Raw genomic sequence first — 14,300 nt, 5'->3', positions numbered from 1 at the left:
GCCCCGCTGCAGGAGGTGCGCCGTGACGTCCACCGCGAAAAGGTTCGAGGCCATGACCGCGCCGTGCGGCAGGGTGCAGGACGGCGACGAGCTCGTCACCGAGGACCTGCAAGGCCTGGCGACACGAGACCTGCGCTTCGCATGTGGGTGCCAGACGCACCACGAGGAGTTCCACGACGGCAGCGTCCACAACCAGGTCGTCAACCACCACGGGCGAGTGGTCCTCGACGAGGAGCTCCGGGGTGAATGACGGCGCGGTCGTCGCCGCCCACGACGTGCTCATCGTCGGCGGCGGTCTCGCCGGGCTTCGTGCCGCCATCGCAGTGGCCGAGACCGATCCCACCCTGGACGTCGCGGTGGTGTCCAAGGTCTATCCGATGCGCAGCCACAGCGTCTCCGCGGAGGGCGGCGCCGCAGGGGTGGCCGCGGCGGACGACAGTCTCGAGGAGCACATCTACGACACGATCTCGGGGAGCGACTGGCTCGGCGACCAGGACGCGATCGAGGCGTTCGTCCACGAGGCCCCGCGCGAGCTGCTGCGGCTCGAGCACTGGGGATGCCCTTGGAGCCGGCAACCGGACGGGCACATCGCGGTCCGCGCGTTCGGCGGCATGAAGAAGAAGCGCACCTGGTACGCCGCCGACAAGACCGGCTTCCACATGTTGCACGCGCTGTTCCAGACCACGCTGAAGTTCCGTGAGGTGACGCGCTACGACGAGTGGTTCGTGACGCGGCTGCTGGTCGACGACGGGCGGGTGCACGGGCTCGTGGCCGTCGACCTGCACACCGGGCGGATCCAGGCGATCACGGCCAAGTCCGTCGTGCTCGCGAACGGTGGATGCGGCAAGGTCTTCCCCTTCACCACCAACGCCAACATCAACACCGGCGACGGCATGGCGCTGGCCTTCCGGGCGGGCGCTCCGCTCAAGGACATGGAGTTCGTCCAGTACCACCCCACCGGCCTTCCCTTCTCCGGCATCCTGATCACCGAGGCCACCAGGGCCGAGGGCGGCTGGCTGCTCAACAAGGACGGCTATCGCTACCTCCAGGACTACGACCTCGGGAAGCCGACGCCGACCCCCGAGCTGCGCAGCATGGAGCTCGGCCCGCGCGACCGGATCTCCCAGGCCTTCGTGCACGAGGAGGAGATGGGCCGCACGCTGGACACGCCTTACGGCGCGGTCGTCCACCTCGACCTGCGCCACCTGGGAGCCGAGCTCATCGACGCCCGGCTGCCGTTCGTGCGCGAGCTGTGCCTGAAGTACGAGCGCATCGACCCGGTCACCGACCTGATCCCCGTGCGACCGGTGGTCCACTACATGATGGGCGGCGTCCACACCGACGTGAACGGCGCGGCCGGCCTCGAGGGGCTCTACGCCGCGGGCGAGACCGCATGCGTGAGCATCAACGGCGCCAACCGGCTCGGGTCCAACTCACTGCCGGAGTGCCTGGTCTTCGGCGCCCGGGCGGGACGCGCCGCGGCGGAGCACGCCTCCGGTGCGACCGCGGCGCCGCACGTGGTCGCGGCCCAGGCCGCCGACGAGGCGCGCCGGATCGAGCACGACCTGCTCGACCGGGTGCCATGGGAGGAGGACGTCTCCACGATCCGTACGGAGATGCAGGCCACCATGGAGGAATCGGCCGGCATCTATCGCACCGGCGAGGAGATGACCAAGGGAGCCGACCGGCTGCGCGAGCTGCAGGAGAGGGCGAAGAGGATCGGCGTCCGCGACACCAGCCGGACCTTCAACACCGAGCTCGTCGGCGCGCTCGAGCTGGCCAACCTCCTCGACGTGGCCGAGTGCATGCTCGCGTCCGGGATGCAGCGCGAGGAGTCACGGGGGGCCCATCAACGCACGGACTTCCCGAGTCGTGACGACGAGAAGTTCCTCGTCCACCAGCTGGTGACCCGCGATTCCGACGGCACGCCGCGGGTCGAGCAGCTGCCGGTGACGATCACCCGCTGGCCCCCAGGCGAGCGGATCTACGGGAGGTAGGGGGAGATGGCTGACGCCGACGAGATCGCAGACAAGATCACCGACGAGATCACCGACGAGATCACGATGCGGGTCGCGAGGTATCGGCCCGACAAGGACCGCGACCCCGGCTGGCAGGAGTACACCGTGCCCCAGCGGGAGGAGTGGACGGTCCTCGACGGGCTCAACCACGTCAAGAACGAGGTCGACACCACCCTGGCCTACCGCTGGTCCTGCCGGATGGGCATCTGTGGCAGCTGCGGGATGAACGTCGACGGGGAGCCGAAGCTGACGTGCGCGACCTTCCTGAGCGACTACGCGCCCGGGCCGGTCACGGTGGAGCCACTCGCCAACTTCCCGGTCATCCGCGACCTCGTCGTCGACATCAGCGACTTCATGGAGAAGCTGCCGAGGGTCAGCCCCTGGATCATCCGCGACGAGGAGCAGTCGGTCGACGACGGGGAATACCTCCAGACGCCCGAGGAGCTCGACGCCTACAAACAGTTCAGCATGTGCATCAACTGCATGCTCTGCTACGCCGCGTGCCCGGTCTACGGTCTCGAGCCCGAGTTCATCGGGCCGGCCGCGATCGCGTTGGCCGAGCGCTACGACCTCGACTCGCGCGACCACGGCGCGCGCCAGCGGCTCGACGTGCTGATCGAGGAGGAGGGTGTCTACGGCTGCACGTTCGTCGGTGAGTGCACCAGGGTGTGTCCCAAGCACGTCGACCCGGCCGCCGCGATCCAGCGCTACAAGCTGAAGGCGGCCCAGGAGTCGGTCAAGATGTTCCTCCTCCCCCGGGCGCTGCGACGATGACGGGCGAGGCCATGGAGCGCTCGGCGACGGACACGGACCTGCACTACCGGCGTACGCCGCCGGTGTTCTGGTGGACGCGCAAGCCCAGCTACTTCGTGTTCGTGATGCGCGAGCTGAGCAGCCTGTTCATCGCGTGGCTGGTGCTCTACCTCCTGCTGTTCGTCCGCGCCGTCGGTCGCGGGGAGACGGCGTACGCCGACTTCCTCGACTGGGCCGCCTCGCCGTGGCTGGTCGTGCTCAACGTGGTCGCCTTCGCCTTCGTCGTCCTGCACACGGTCACCTGGTTCTCGCTCACCCCGCAGGCGATGGTGCTCCAGGTCGGCGGGCGGCGGGTGCCGCCGAGAGCGATCATCGGGGCGCAGTACGCCGCGCTGGCCGTCGTGTCGGCGTTCGTGCTCTGGTTGGTGACGAGATGAGCACCCCACCCATGAAGTTCCGGGTCGAGCCCTTCCTCTGGCTGGCGTTCAGCGGCGGCGGGGTGATGGCCGCGATCTTCCTGCCCGTGCTGGCCTTCCTGTTCGCGCTGGCCTTCCCGCTCGGGTGGCTCGACCCGCCGGACCATGCGCACCTCGCCGCCGTCGTCGGGCACCCCATCACGTTCCTCGTGCTGTTCGGGGCGTTCGTCATGATGCTGGTCCACGCCGCGCACCGGTTCCGCTTCACCCTCTACGACGGGCTACAGGTCAAGCACAGGTTCCTGGTCGCGGCGGTCTGCTACGGCGGCGCCTTCCTCGGCACGTTCGTGGCGCTGCACATGCTGGGAAGCGCGACCTGACTTCGCGAACTCAGGACCGCTCGGACGCGCGGGCGTCGACGTAGACCGTGCCACCGAGCTCGACGAACTCGGCCGACTTCTCCTTCATGCCCACCTCCGGGTCCAGCCCGGCTCGGAGGTCCGAGCCGAAGCGCGCGCGCACGTCCTGGCTGATCTTCATCGAGCAGAACTTCGGCCCGCACATCGAGCAGAAGTGCGCCGTCTTGGCGTTGTCGGCCGGCAGGGTCTCGTCGTGGAACGACGCCGCGGTGTGCGGGTCGAGCGACAGCGCGAACTGGTCGCGCCAGCGGAACTCGAAGCGCGCCTTCGAGAGGGCGTCGTCCCAGTCCCGCGCTCCCGGGTGGCCCTTGGCGATGTCGGCGGCGTGGGCCGCGAGCTTGTAGGTGATCACCCCGGTCTTGACATCGTCGCGGTCGGGCAGGCCGAGGTGCTCCTTGGGCGTGACGTAGCAGAGCATCGCGGTGCCGTGCATGGCGATGGTGGCGGCGCCGATGGCACTGGTGATGTGGTCGTAGCCCGGTGCGATGTCGGTGGCGAGAGGGCCGAGCGTGTAGAACGGCGCACCGTGGCACCACTCCTGCTGCAGCACGACGTTCTCCTCGACCAGGTTGAGCGGCACGTGGCCAGGACCCTCGACCATCACCTGGACGTCGTGCTCCCAGGCCCGCGCCGTCAGCTCGGCCAGCGTCCGAAGCTCGGAGAACTGCGCCTCGTCGTTGGCGTCCGCCGTGCAGCCCGGGCGCAGCCCGTCGCCGAGACTGAAGCTGACGTCGTACTGCCGGAAGATCTCGCACAGCTCGTCGAAGTGGGTGTAGAGGAAGTTCTCCTCGTGGTGGGCCAGGCACCAGCCCGCCATGATCGAGCCACCGCGCGACACGATGCCGGTGATCCGGTCCGCGGTCATCGGGACGTAGCGCAGCAGCACACCGGCGTGGACCGTCATGTAGTCGACGCCCTGCTCGCACTGCTCGATGACGGTGTCGCGGAAGATCTCCCACGTGAGGCGGTCGGCCTCCCCGTTGACCTTCTCCAACGCCTGATAGATCGGGACCGTGCCGATGGGCACCGGCGAGTTGCGCAGGATCCACTCGCGCGTGGTGTGGATGTCGTCGCCGGTCGACAGGTCCATCACCGTGTCGGCTCCCCAGGTGACGGCCCAGGTCAGCTTGTCGACCTCCTCAGCGATGCTCGAGGTGACCGCGGAGTTGCCGATGTTGGCATTGACCTTCACCAGGAACCGCTTGCCGATGATCATCGGCTCCGCCTCCGGGTGGTTGACGTTGGCCGGGATGATCGCGCGCCCCGCCGCGAGCTCGCTGCGGACCAGCTCGACGTCGCAGCCCTCCCGCGCGGCGACGTACTCCATCTCGCGGGTGACGACGCCCCTGCGGGCGTAGTGCATCTGGGTGACGTTGGTGCCCCGCCGCGGTGGACGCGCCACTCCACGCCACTGCTCGGCGACGCTGCCGCGGCGTACGGCGGAGCGACCGTCGTCGAGCAGCTGACCCTCGCGACCGGCGTACTCCTCGGTGTCGGCGCGGGCAGCGATCCAGTCCGCGCGCAGCGGCGGCAGCCCGACCTGGGGGTCGGAGCCGGGGCCCTCGGTGCAGTAGCGGTCGAACGTCTCGCCGTTGGTCAGCGCGACGCGTGTGAACGGCACGTCGAGCTCGCCGGCGGTGATGCGGGTGTGGGCCTCGTGGACGGTCATGACTCTCCTCAGGTGTGGCGTGGCTGGGCTGGTGGTGTGTGGGCGACGGGGCCACGGCCGCGGCCGAGGCGCCAGGTGCTGCTGGTGGTGAGCTGGATGGTGACGTAGGCCGCGGCGCGGAGACACGCGGACACCAGTACGTCGGCGGTGAGGTCCGCAGGCGGGGAGCCCGCGTCCGGGTGGGGGCAATGTCCGCGCGTCTCCGCCAACGGATGCGCCAGCAGGGCTGCCAGAGCGCTGGCGAACGTGCACCCCGTGCCGTGGTCGGCGCTCGTCGCGACGGCGGGATGGGCGAGCGGCTCGGGCCGTCCGCCGGGCAGGCACACCCAGTCGGTGCAGCTCGTCGCCCTCCGGCCCGGCCGCCACTCGGGCCCGCCGGTCAGCACGACGGCGCAGCCGAGGTCGGCCAACCGAGCGGCCAGGTCAGGCGGTGGGTCGTCGCGGCCGGTGAGGACGCGGGCCTCGTCGTGGTTGGGGGTCGCCACGAGGGCGCGCGGCAACAGCTCCTGGACGTAGGCGTCCATCACGGACCCGTCGCCGAGGACCGCACCGCTGGTCGCGGCCAGCACCGGGTCGACGACCAGCGGCAGGTGGCCGAGGCGGTCCGCGACGAGCGCGACCACGGTCGGCGTGCCGAGCATCCCGGTCTTCACGACCGCCACCGGGAGGTCGTCGAGGACGGCGCCGACCTGGGCGTCGACCACGTCGATCGGCACCGCGTGCATGGCGTGCACGCCGGTCGTGTCCTGCGCGGTGACGGCCGTGACGACGCAGGCGCCGTGGCAGCCGAGGTGTCCGATCGCGGCGAGGTCCGCCGCGATCCCGGCGGCTCCCCCGGAGTCGGTGCCGGCGACGGTGAGGACCACGGGCGGCGTGCTCACCGCAGCCCGTCCCGACCCGGCACGTCCACCAGCGCGGCCAGCAGCTCGGCCACGACCCCGGCCGGATCGTCGGCACGCATCACGGCGCCCATCACCGCAACCCCGTGGGCTCCGGCCGCAACGGCACCGGCGGCGTTGTGCGGGCCGATCCCGCTCAGGGCGAGCACCGGGATCGGGTGGCCGGCGAGGTCGGCCGGGGCGAGGACGGAGCCTCGGCCCGGCTTGCTCGCGCTCTCGGCGTACGGCGACAAGGTGGCCCACGACGCTCCCTCGGCCGCCGATCGGGCGACCGCCTGGCGCGAGTGGCAGGACCTGCCCCACCGACCGTGCTGGGGAGCGCGCTGCCGGGCCGCGAGGTGCAGGCCGTCCGCCGCGGCGCCGTGGATGCGCGAGGAGATGACGAGGAGTCCGGGCAGCTCGGTCAGCTCGCGCACCAGCGCGGTGCGGGCCGCCGGTTCGAGATCGTGCTCGCGCACGACAACGGCACGCAGGCCGGCCTCGACGCACTCGGTGACCGTCCGGCTCAGTCCTCGCCCGAGGGCGAGCTGGGAGCGATCGGTCAGCAGCACCAGTCGCGGGATCACGAGACCCTGCCCACCAGCGGGCTCGCCGACCGGGCCGCGGCCCGTCGCGGGATCCGCCCGGCCTGACGCGCCGCCCGTCCGGCCTCGACCGCGAGGCGCAGCGCCCGTGCCATCGCCACCGGGTCGTCGGCTCGGGTGACGGCGCTCGCGGCCAGGACCGCCGCGCAGCCCAGCTCCATCGCCAGGGCCGCGTCGGAGGCGGTGCCGATGCCGGCGTCCAGCACGACCGGGACGTCGACCGCGGCCACCACTGCCTCGATCGCGTGCGGGTCGAGCACGCCCAGGCCGGAACCGATCGGCGACCCCAGCGGCATCACTGCCGCACAGCCGGCGTCGACCAGGCGCCGGGCCAGCACGGGGTCGGCCGGCGCGTAGGGCAGCACCGTGAACCCTTCGGCCACCAGCGTCTCGGCGGCGTCGAGCAGCTCGACCGCGTCCGGGAGCAGGCTGCGCTCGTCGCCGACCACCTCGAGCTTGACCCAGGTGGTGCCGAGCGCCTCGCGAGCCAGCCGGGCGGTGTGGACGGCCTCGCCGGCCGAGAGGCACCCGGCCGTGTTGGGCAGCACCCGTGCCCCGACGTCGCGCAGGATGCCGAGCAGTCCACCGGGGGCACTGCCGGACGTACGCCGCATGCTCACCGTCACCAGCGCGGGGCGCGCGGCTTCGAGCACCGGTCGCACCAGCTCGGGCCGCGGCAGGCCGCCGGTGCCGAGGAAGAGGCGCGAGTCCAGGGTCTCGCCCGCGATCACGAGAGGGCTCATCCGGGGGTCCCCGCGTCGTTGTTCGGGGGAGCGCAGCGGAGGAGAAGAACGTCGTGGGGTGGTCATCCGCCGGCCACCGCCTCGACGACCTCGACCTCGTCACCGTCGGTGACGGGATGGCTGACGTGCGCAGAGCGCGGCACCACCTCGCGGTTGACGGCGACCGCCCGGCCGGGCGGAACGTCGCCGAGCAGCTGTGCGACGGTCGGGGCCGTGGTCACGACGACCGACCCGTTGAGCGTGATCCTCATGAGTCCTCCTGCAGGGTGTGGGCCGCGAAGCGGCGCGGGTCGAGCGTGGGGTCGGGGGCGGCGCCCTCCACGGCGTCGGCCAGCAGTCGCGCGGTCAGCGGGGCGAGCAGCACGCCGTGGCGGAAGTGGCCGGCGGCGAGGAAGACGCCGGCATCGCCGGTGGGGCCGACGAGTGGCCGGTTGTCGGCGGTGCCTGGGCGATCACGCGCGAGCGCCTCGCACAGCTCGGCCCGGTCGAGACCGGGCACCAGCTCGGTCGCGGCGGCCAGCAAGCGGCGTACGCCACCGGCGGTCACCACTGGCGGGCCGTCGTGCTCCTCGGAGGTCGCGCCGACCACCACCTCGCCCGGGCCTCCGCTGCGGTCGCGACGCGGCACGACGTAGACCGGCTCGCCGCGCACCCACCCCCGCACCACGCGCCGCAGTCCGACGTCGCCCCTCAGGCGCAGGATCTCGCCGCGCACGCCGCGCACGAGATGGTCGTACGGCCTCGGCAGGTGCGCGCCCGTGGCGATCACCGTCGCGTCCGGCCGATCGCTCGGGGCCTGCGGCACGACGCGCGGTCCGAGCCTGGACAGCAGTGCCGCCACCACGGCGCGGGGGTCGACCGCACGGTCCTGCGCCAGCACGGCCGCGGCGGTGACGCGCGCGAGGGCAGGCTCGAGGGCACGGGCCCGGCGACCGTCGAGCACCTCGACCCGCTCGCCGTGGGTGGCGAGGAGCGCGGCCTGGCGCTCGACCTCTTGACGGTCGCCGGCGTCGACGCCGACCAGCAAGGTGCCGGAGTCGTGCATTGGCAGCGCCAGCGCTGCGGCGTACGACGGCCACAACCGGCCGGAGGCGACACCCAGCGCGTGCAGGGTCCCCTCGCCGTGCCAGGCCTCCCCCGCCGGCGAGAGCATGCCCGCGGCGGCGCGGCTCGCGCCCGACCCCGGGGCCGGGTCGACGACCGTGACGTCGTGGCCGCGCCCGACCAGCTCCGCCGAGCAGGCGAGCCCGATGATGCCGCCGCCGAGGACGTGCACGCGCATCAGCCGACCGCCGTCACGAGCTCCTTCGCGGCTGCCACGGGATCGGGATGTCGCCAGATCGAGCCGATGACGGCGACGCCGTGGGCGCCGGCCGCGCGCGACGCGCGGGCGCCCACGACGTCGATCCCGCCGATGGCGATCAGGGGCAGCACCCCCGCGGCTCCCCTGATCGCCTCGACACCCAGAGGAGCCGGCAGGCCGGCCTTGCTGGACGTGGTGAAGACCGGCCCGAACCCGGCGTACGTGGCGCCATCGGCCGCTGCCAGCCGGACGGCATCGGCGTCGCGGCAGGTGGCGCCGATGACCAGGTGCGGTGCGACGCGGCGGGCATCGGCGATCGACAGGTCGTCGGCCCCGAGGTGGACGCCATCGGCCCCGGCCGCCAGCGCGACGTCGACGCGGTCGTCGACGACGACGATCGCGCCGGCCGGCCGCACCGCGGCGACCACGAGCCGGGTCAGCGCGACCAGCTCGCGGGTGGTGGCGCCCTTGTCGCGGACCTGGAAGCCGGTGACGCCTGCTGCGGCAAGGTCCTCGAGCAGGTCGAGCTCGTCGGTGGTGGAGACCAGGCAGAAGAGCCGGGCCACACGTGAATGGGACAGCATCGGATCGCTTCCTTCGCCGGCATTACCCGGATCAGGTGTAACGGTCGGAGCGGACTTCAGCTCCCTCTCAGCCCGCTGCCGCGAGCTCCCGTGGGGACACCGCGACCGTAGCAGAGGCCTCGGGGCAGCCGCCGCCGCTGACTCCCCCAAGGACGCTGGACAAGGGCCGCCGACCGGTCGATCCTGAGACTGAGGACGGGGTGGGAGGAGACCCATGGGCGCACTGCACGTGCCGGACCTCGAGCCCGGTCCCCACCACGACCTCGTCGAGGAGCTGCACCGCCTGCACAGCGAGGCCGGTCGGCCCAGCCTGCGCCGGTTGGCCCGGGCGGCCGGTTGCTCCCACACCACCCTTTCGCATGTCTTCTCCCTGCCGCACCTTCCCGCGTGGGGGCCACTCGAGGCCCTGGTCCTCGCACTGTCGGGCGACGTCACGCAGTTCAGGGAGCTGTGGCTCGCCGCCACGGCCGGTGGCAGCCGCCGCGTCCCCTCGTCGCGCAGGATCGCCGGCCGCCGGGCCGAGCTCGTCGTCCTGCGCCGCCACCTCGAAGCCGGCAGCGGGCTCGTCCTCGTCGTCGGCGAGGGCGGCCTGGGCAAGACGACGCTGGTCGCCACGGCGTCCGAGGAGGTGTCGTGCTGGGTCGCCCACGCTCGCGGGCGGGCACTGCTGGCGGGAGAGCCCTTCGCCCTGGTCGCAGACGCCCTTCGGGAGGTTCATGCCCAGGACGACGGCGTGTGGCTCGACCGGGCGCTGGCCGAGTGCCCCGACTTCGTCGGCCCCTCCCTGCGTCGGATCCTGCCCGAGCTCGAGACCGCGTTCGTCGACGCGGAGGACCGCTTCGCGCTCGATCGCATGTTCGCCGCCGTGCAGTCGGTCCTGTCCTCCCTGGCCCGGCAGCGCCCGGTGGCCTTGATCCTGGAAGACCTGCAGTGGGCGGACGCAGGCTCGCTGGCCTGCCTGGAGCGGCTGGCCGTCGGCAGCTGTCGCGTCCCGGTGGTCGGCACCCTGCGCCGAGGTGAGTCGTCCGCTGCGGACGCGTGGCTGAAGCGAGTGCGGCGCGACGCGACGTACTGCATCGACCTCCCGCCCCTGACAGCGGAGGAGACCGAGGACCAGATCAGGCTCCTGGTCGGCGCACACCCCACCCGCACCGAGCTCGAGCGGGTCCACAGGATCAGCCGTGGCCTGCCGTTGTTCACCCGGGAGCTGGCCCGGTCGATGACCCGCGACGAGCTCCCCGACCGCCTGTCGGACGCCTTGGCGAGCCACCTCGACGGCCTCACTCCGAGCGCCCGGGCATTGGTCGCGGTGGCCGCCGCCGCCGACCGTCCACTTCCCCCGGGGGTGGTGGGCGCCGCGGCCGCGATGGACGGGGCCGAGCTCGACGAGGCGCTTCGCGAGCTGGTGATCCGGCACCTGCTGGCCGGCCCCTACGACACCTCCGACGTGGCCCTTGGCCATCCGATGCTCGCCGCGACCGTGCGGACCCAGCTGACACCGGGAGAGGCGACCTCGGCCCATCGACGCGTGGCCGGAGTGCTTGCTGCTGCTTCCAGCCCGGCTGCCGCGGAGGTCGCGGAGCACTGGCGACGCGCTACGGACCCGGGTGAGGAGCTCCGGTGGCGAGTCACCGCCGCCCGCGCCGCGTGCGCCCGGCAGGCGCGCGCCGAGGAGACCGCACACTGGGAGCGGGCGCTGGCGCTGTGGCCCGGCGACGGACCCCCGCCGGCCGCGGCCGGAGTCACGCGTGCGGAGCTGCTGCTGGAGGCAGTCCACGCGATGATCGGACAGGGTCGGACCGTCCAGGCCGCGCCACTGGTGGACGAGGCACGTGCGCTCGGAGCCGACCTGACCACTGCGGAGCACGCGCTCGCGCTCCGCCGGTCGAGCCAGGTCATGGTCGCCACCGATCCGGAGACGGCCGTGCTGTTCGCCCAGGAAGCCGTCGCGGCCCTCGCCGACCTCGACGACCAGGTCGCGAGGGTGCAGGCGATGGGCGACCACTCCAGCGCCCTGCGCGCCGCTGGACGGTACGAGGAGGCCGACGACGTGACGGCCGAGGCACTCCACCTCAGCGCCGGGCTCGGCGACCTCGCGCTGCACCGCGAGGTGCTGATCGAACGCGCCTGGCATGACGTCGTCGCGGGCCGCACCCAGGCAGGGTTGAGCGCGGCCGACGAGGCGAGCCGCATGCACGTGCCAGGCGACCACTTCGGCGAAGTGTGGCTCGGGACCTTCCACACCGACCTGCTGCTGATGTGCTGCGCCAGTGGTGACGAGATCGCGGAGGCAGCCGAAGCGGGGCTCGAGGCGACCCGCGAGGCCGACATCGGGTTGTTCATCCTCAGCACGCTGCTGGTCTGCAACGTGGTCGAGGCGCGCATCAGTGAGGGCGCGGTGCCCAAGGCGATGCGCCTGATCAGGCCCTACACCAAGGACCGACCTCGGCAGACCACCCGCTTCCTCCACGTCATGCGCTCGTGGGTCGACGTGCTGCGCGGCGACCTCGACGGCGCGAGCAAGCGCCTGGAGGCCGTGGCCGCCCTCGACTTCGACACCAGCAGCCACCGGCAGGCGCAGCTGAGCGTCGAGGCCCTGTGTGACCTCTGGCTCGACCAGCCGGGGACGGCGCTCCGCCGGATCGGCGACGGCATCGCCGAGGAGACAACGACGTCGTGGTCGCCCTACACCGGCACCCTGCTCACCCTGGCCGCCCGGGCAGCGGCGGACCTGGCGTTCGCCGATCCCCCGCGGCGCGACGAGCTGGCGACCGGGCTCTCGGACATGCTCGAGCTGTGGCGTCGGCAGTGGTCCGACGACCCCTTCGGGCCCGCAGCGCCCCACGTGGCCATGCCCGCGACGTACGCCACCTGGCGGGCCGAGCTCGCCCGGCTCGACGACACCGCGACCGTGACGCACTGGACCGAAGCCGCAGATCTGTGGGACAGGATCCACCGACCCCACGACGCCGGCTACTGCCGCTGGCGGGCAGCGGAGCTCTCTCTCGCGCACGGCCAGGGCCTGATCGCCGCGCGGCTGCTGCGGCGCGCGCACGCCAACGCGCGGGGCCACGTACCCCTGCTGCGGCGGATCGACGCACTCCGCCTCTCCGACCTCGTGGAGGTCCGATCGCCGGTCCCGGCCGCACGCCGGGGCGATCGCGCGACTACATTGATCGTTCGTGACGACGGCTGACTTCCGCTACTCCGACCTCCTGCCCACCGCCGGCTCCAACGGCGCCGCGGAGACCCCCTATCGGCTGATCACCACCGAGGGCGTGTCCACCGTGGAGGTCGACGGCCGCACCTTCCTCAAGGTCGACCCCGAGGCGATCCGGCGGCTCACGGAGGAGGCGATGCACGACATCAGCCACTACCTGAGGCCCGGACACCTCGCGCAGCTGCGCAAGATCATCGACGACCCCGAGGCGTCCGGCAACGACCGCTTCGTGGCTCTCGACCTGCTCAAGAACGTCAACATCTCCGCCGGCGGCGTGCTGCCGATGTGCCAGGACACCGGCACCGCGATCGTGATGGGCAAGAAGTCCGAGGGCGTGCTCACCGGGGCTGACGACGGCGAGGCGATCAGCAAAGGTGTGTACGACGCCTACACCCGGCTCAACCTCCGCTACTCCCAGCTCGCGCCGCTGACGACGTTCGAGGAGAAGAACACCGGCACCAACCTGCCGGCCCAGATCGAGCTCTACTCCACGCCGGCCAAGGACGTCCCGGAGTACAAGTTCCTCTTCATGGCCAAGGGCGGCGGCTCGGCCAACAAGTCGTTCCTCTTCCAGGAGACCAAGGCCGTCCTCAACCCGACGCGGCTGATGGAGTTCCTCGACGAGAAGATCCGGTCGCTGGGCACGGCGGCCTGCCCGCCCTACCACCTCGCCGTCGTGATCGGTGGCACGAGCGCCGAGTTCGCGCTCAAGACCGCCAAGTACGCCTCCGCGCACTACCTCGACGACCTGCCGACCGAGGGCTCGATGAGCGCCCACGGGATCCGCGACACCGAGCTGGAGGAGAAGGTCTTCGAGCTCACCCAGTCGTTCGGGATAGGCGCCCAGTTCGGCGGCAAGTACTTCTGCCACGACGTGCGTGTCGTCCGTCTCCCCCGCCACGGTGCCTCGTGCCCGGTCGCGATCGCCGTGTCGTGCTCGGCCGACCGCCAGGCGCTAGGCAAGATCACGCCCGACGGCGTCTTCCTCGAGCAGTTGGAGACCGACCCCGCCCACTACATGCCCACCGACGGCGTCTCCGACGACATCTCCGGCGGCGAGGTCGTGGCCGTCGACCTCAACCAGCCGATGGCCGACATCCTCGCGGAGCTGTCGAAGCACCCGGTCAAGACCCGGCTGTCGCTGACGGGGCCGCTGGTCGTGGCGCGCGACATCGCGCACGCGAAGATCAAGGAGCGCCTCGACGCCGGTGAGGAGATGCCGGCGTACATGAAGGACCACCCGGTCTACTACGCCGGCCCGGCGAAGACGCCCGAGGGCATGCCGTCCGGCTCGTTCGGTCCTACGACCGCGGGCAGGATGGACTCCTACGTCGAGCAGTTCCAGGCCGCCGGCGGCTCGATGGTCATGCTGGCCAAGGGCAACCGCTCCAAGCAGGTCACCGAGGCCTGCGCCGCCCACGGCGGCTTCTACCTCGGCTCGATCGGCGGCCCGGCTGCTCGCCTCGCGCAGGACTGCATCAAGTCCGTCGAGGTCATCGAGTACGAGGAGCTCGGCATGGAGGCCGTGTGGAAGATCCAGGTCGAGGACTTCCCCGCCTTCATCGTCGTCGACGACAAGGGCAACGACTTCTTCACCGATCCCTCCGGCGCCGTCACGGTGCCGCTGAGCTCGCTCCTGGAGTCGGGGATCCGGGTGCGCTCGGCCGAGTAGGCGTACGTCATACGGTGGGG

The 14,300-nt window shown here is 72.0% G+C and carries 14 protein-coding genes and 1 riboswitch; of the genes, 7 read left to right on the top strand and 7 right to left on the bottom strand.

Features of this window, described 5'->3' with window-relative positions; genetic code table 11:
• Positions 1-22 precede the first annotated feature (22 nt).
• Genes J3P44_RS03205 through J3P44_RS03185 form a run of 5 tightly spaced genes read left to right on the top strand, consistent with a single transcriptional unit; the run spans position 23 to position 3,567 of the window.
• Entirely contained in the window at positions 23-250 is a 228-nt protein-coding gene (locus J3P44_RS03205; protein WP_255888784.1) for a hypothetical protein, read from the top strand.
• Positions 243-1,997, top strand: coding sequence for a fumarate reductase (quinol) flavoprotein subunit (gene frdA / locus J3P44_RS03200; RefSeq protein WP_255888783.1), 1,755 nt, complete (start codon positions 243-245; stop codon positions 1,995-1,997). Before J3P44_RS03205 ends, frdA begins: the two co-directional genes overlap by 8 nt.
• A gap of 6 nt (positions 1,998-2,003) precedes the next feature.
• Positions 2,004-2,792 carry a succinate dehydrogenase/fumarate reductase iron-sulfur subunit gene (locus J3P44_RS03195; RefSeq protein ID WP_255888782.1) on the top strand — a complete coding sequence of 263 codons (789 nt, stop codon included), beginning with the start codon at positions 2,004-2,006 and terminating at the stop codon, positions 2,790-2,792.
• Entirely contained in the window at positions 2,789-3,208 is a 420-nt protein-coding gene (locus J3P44_RS03190) for a fumarate reductase subunit C (protein ID WP_255888781.1), read from the top strand. Before J3P44_RS03195 ends, J3P44_RS03190 begins: the two co-directional genes overlap by 4 nt.
• Positions 3,205-3,567, top strand: a complete 363-nt coding sequence (locus J3P44_RS03185; protein WP_255888780.1) for a succinate dehydrogenase/fumarate reductase transmembrane subunit — start codon at positions 3,205-3,207, stop codon at positions 3,565-3,567. The genes J3P44_RS03190 and J3P44_RS03185 overlap by 4 nt, the downstream gene beginning before the upstream one ends.
• Before the next feature lie 10 nt (positions 3,568-3,577).
• Here J3P44_RS03185 and thiC read toward each other — a convergent pair whose 3' ends face one another.
• The 7 genes from thiC to thiE all read right to left on the bottom strand — a co-directional run bounded on the left by thiC (position 3,578) and on the right by thiE (position 9,388).
• On the bottom strand, positions 3,578-5,275 hold the full coding sequence (thiC, locus tag J3P44_RS03180) for a phosphomethylpyrimidine synthase ThiC (RefSeq protein WP_255888779.1): 1,698 nt from the start codon (positions 5,273-5,275) through the stop codon (positions 3,578-3,580).
• Positions 5,276-5,283: 8 nt separating this feature from the next.
• A complete protein-coding gene (thiD, locus tag J3P44_RS03175) occupies positions 5,284-6,156 on the bottom strand; it encodes a bifunctional hydroxymethylpyrimidine kinase/phosphomethylpyrimidine kinase (protein ID WP_255888778.1) in 873 nt (290 codons plus the stop codon).
• Positions 6,153-6,740, bottom strand: coding sequence for a thiamine phosphate synthase (locus tag J3P44_RS03170; protein ID WP_255888777.1), 588 nt, complete (start codon positions 6,738-6,740; stop codon positions 6,153-6,155). The genes thiD and J3P44_RS03170 overlap by 4 nt, the downstream gene beginning before the upstream one ends.
• Positions 6,737-7,501: a thiazole synthase gene (locus tag J3P44_RS03165; protein WP_255888776.1), complete on the bottom strand. Its 765-nt coding sequence runs from the start codon at positions 7,499-7,501 to the stop codon at positions 6,737-6,739. Before J3P44_RS03165 ends, J3P44_RS03170 begins: the two co-directional genes overlap by 4 nt.
• 62 nt (positions 7,502-7,563) lie before the next feature.
• Entirely contained in the window at positions 7,564-7,752 is a 189-nt protein-coding gene (gene thiS / locus J3P44_RS03160) for a sulfur carrier protein ThiS (protein ID WP_255888775.1), read from the bottom strand.
• Positions 7,749-8,783, bottom strand: coding sequence for an FAD-dependent oxidoreductase (locus tag J3P44_RS03155; RefSeq protein ID WP_255888774.1), 1,035 nt, complete (start codon positions 8,781-8,783; stop codon positions 7,749-7,751). The genes thiS and J3P44_RS03155 overlap by 4 nt, the downstream gene beginning before the upstream one ends.
• Positions 8,783-9,388, bottom strand: coding sequence for a thiamine phosphate synthase (gene thiE / locus J3P44_RS03150; RefSeq protein ID WP_255888773.1), 606 nt, complete (start codon positions 9,386-9,388; stop codon positions 8,783-8,785). Before thiE ends, J3P44_RS03155 begins: the two co-directional genes overlap by 1 nt.
• A riboswitch (TPP riboswitch) is annotated at positions 9,380-9,490 on the bottom strand. (Overlaps the previous gene by 9 nt.)
• A gap of 112 nt (positions 9,491-9,602) precedes the next feature.
• Here thiE and J3P44_RS03145 point away from each other — a divergent pair.
• Both J3P44_RS03145 and J3P44_RS03140 read left to right on the top strand, forming a co-directional pair.
• Positions 9,603-12,584, top strand: a complete 2,982-nt coding sequence (locus J3P44_RS03145) for an ATP-binding protein (protein ID WP_255888772.1) — start codon at positions 9,603-9,605, stop codon at positions 12,582-12,584.
• On the top strand, positions 12,571-14,280 hold the full coding sequence (locus J3P44_RS03140) for a fumarate hydratase (protein ID WP_308212212.1): 1,710 nt from the start codon (positions 12,571-12,573) through the stop codon (positions 14,278-14,280). Before J3P44_RS03145 ends, J3P44_RS03140 begins: the two co-directional genes overlap by 14 nt.
• Positions 14,281-14,300: the final 20 nt, after the last annotated feature.

The sequence above is a fragment of the Nocardioides astragali genome (assembly GCF_024436375.1).
Classification (GTDB): domain Bacteria; phylum Actinomycetota; class Actinomycetes; order Propionibacteriales; family Nocardioidaceae; genus Nocardioides; species Nocardioides astragali.
Note: the sequence above shows the minus strand (reverse complement) of the source record. Positions and strands in the feature narration are given on the sequence as shown.

Excerpts from the sequence above, each read along its gene's own strand:
- J3P44_RS03185 (WP_255888780.1), top strand. The coding sequence starts at position 3,205 with ATGAGCACCCCACCCATGAAGTTCCGGGTCGAGCCCTTCCTCTGGCTG.
- thiS (WP_255888775.1), bottom strand. The coding sequence starts at position 7,752 with ATGAGGATCACGCTCAACGGGTCGGTCGTCGTGACCACGGCCCCGACC.
- J3P44_RS03190 (WP_255888781.1), top strand. The coding sequence starts at position 2,789 with ATGACGGGCGAGGCCATGGAGCGCTCGGCGACGGACACGGACCTGCAC.
- J3P44_RS03165 (WP_255888776.1), bottom strand. The coding sequence starts at position 7,501 with ATGAGCCCTCTCGTGATCGCGGGCGAGACCCTGGACTCGCGCCTCTTC.
- thiE (WP_255888773.1), bottom strand. The coding sequence starts at position 9,388 with ATGCTGTCCCATTCACGTGTGGCCCGGCTCTTCTGCCTGGTCTCCACC.
- J3P44_RS03145 (WP_255888772.1), top strand. The coding sequence starts at position 9,603 with ATGGGCGCACTGCACGTGCCGGACCTCGAGCCCGGTCCCCACCACGAC.
- J3P44_RS03195 (WP_255888782.1), top strand. The coding sequence starts at position 2,004 with ATGGCTGACGCCGACGAGATCGCAGACAAGATCACCGACGAGATCACC.
- J3P44_RS03155 (WP_255888774.1), bottom strand. The coding sequence starts at position 8,783 with ATGCGCGTGCACGTCCTCGGCGGCGGCATCATCGGGCTCGCCTGCTCG.
- thiC (WP_255888779.1), bottom strand. The coding sequence starts at position 5,275 with ATGACCGTCCACGAGGCCCACACCCGCATCACCGCCGGCGAGCTCGAC.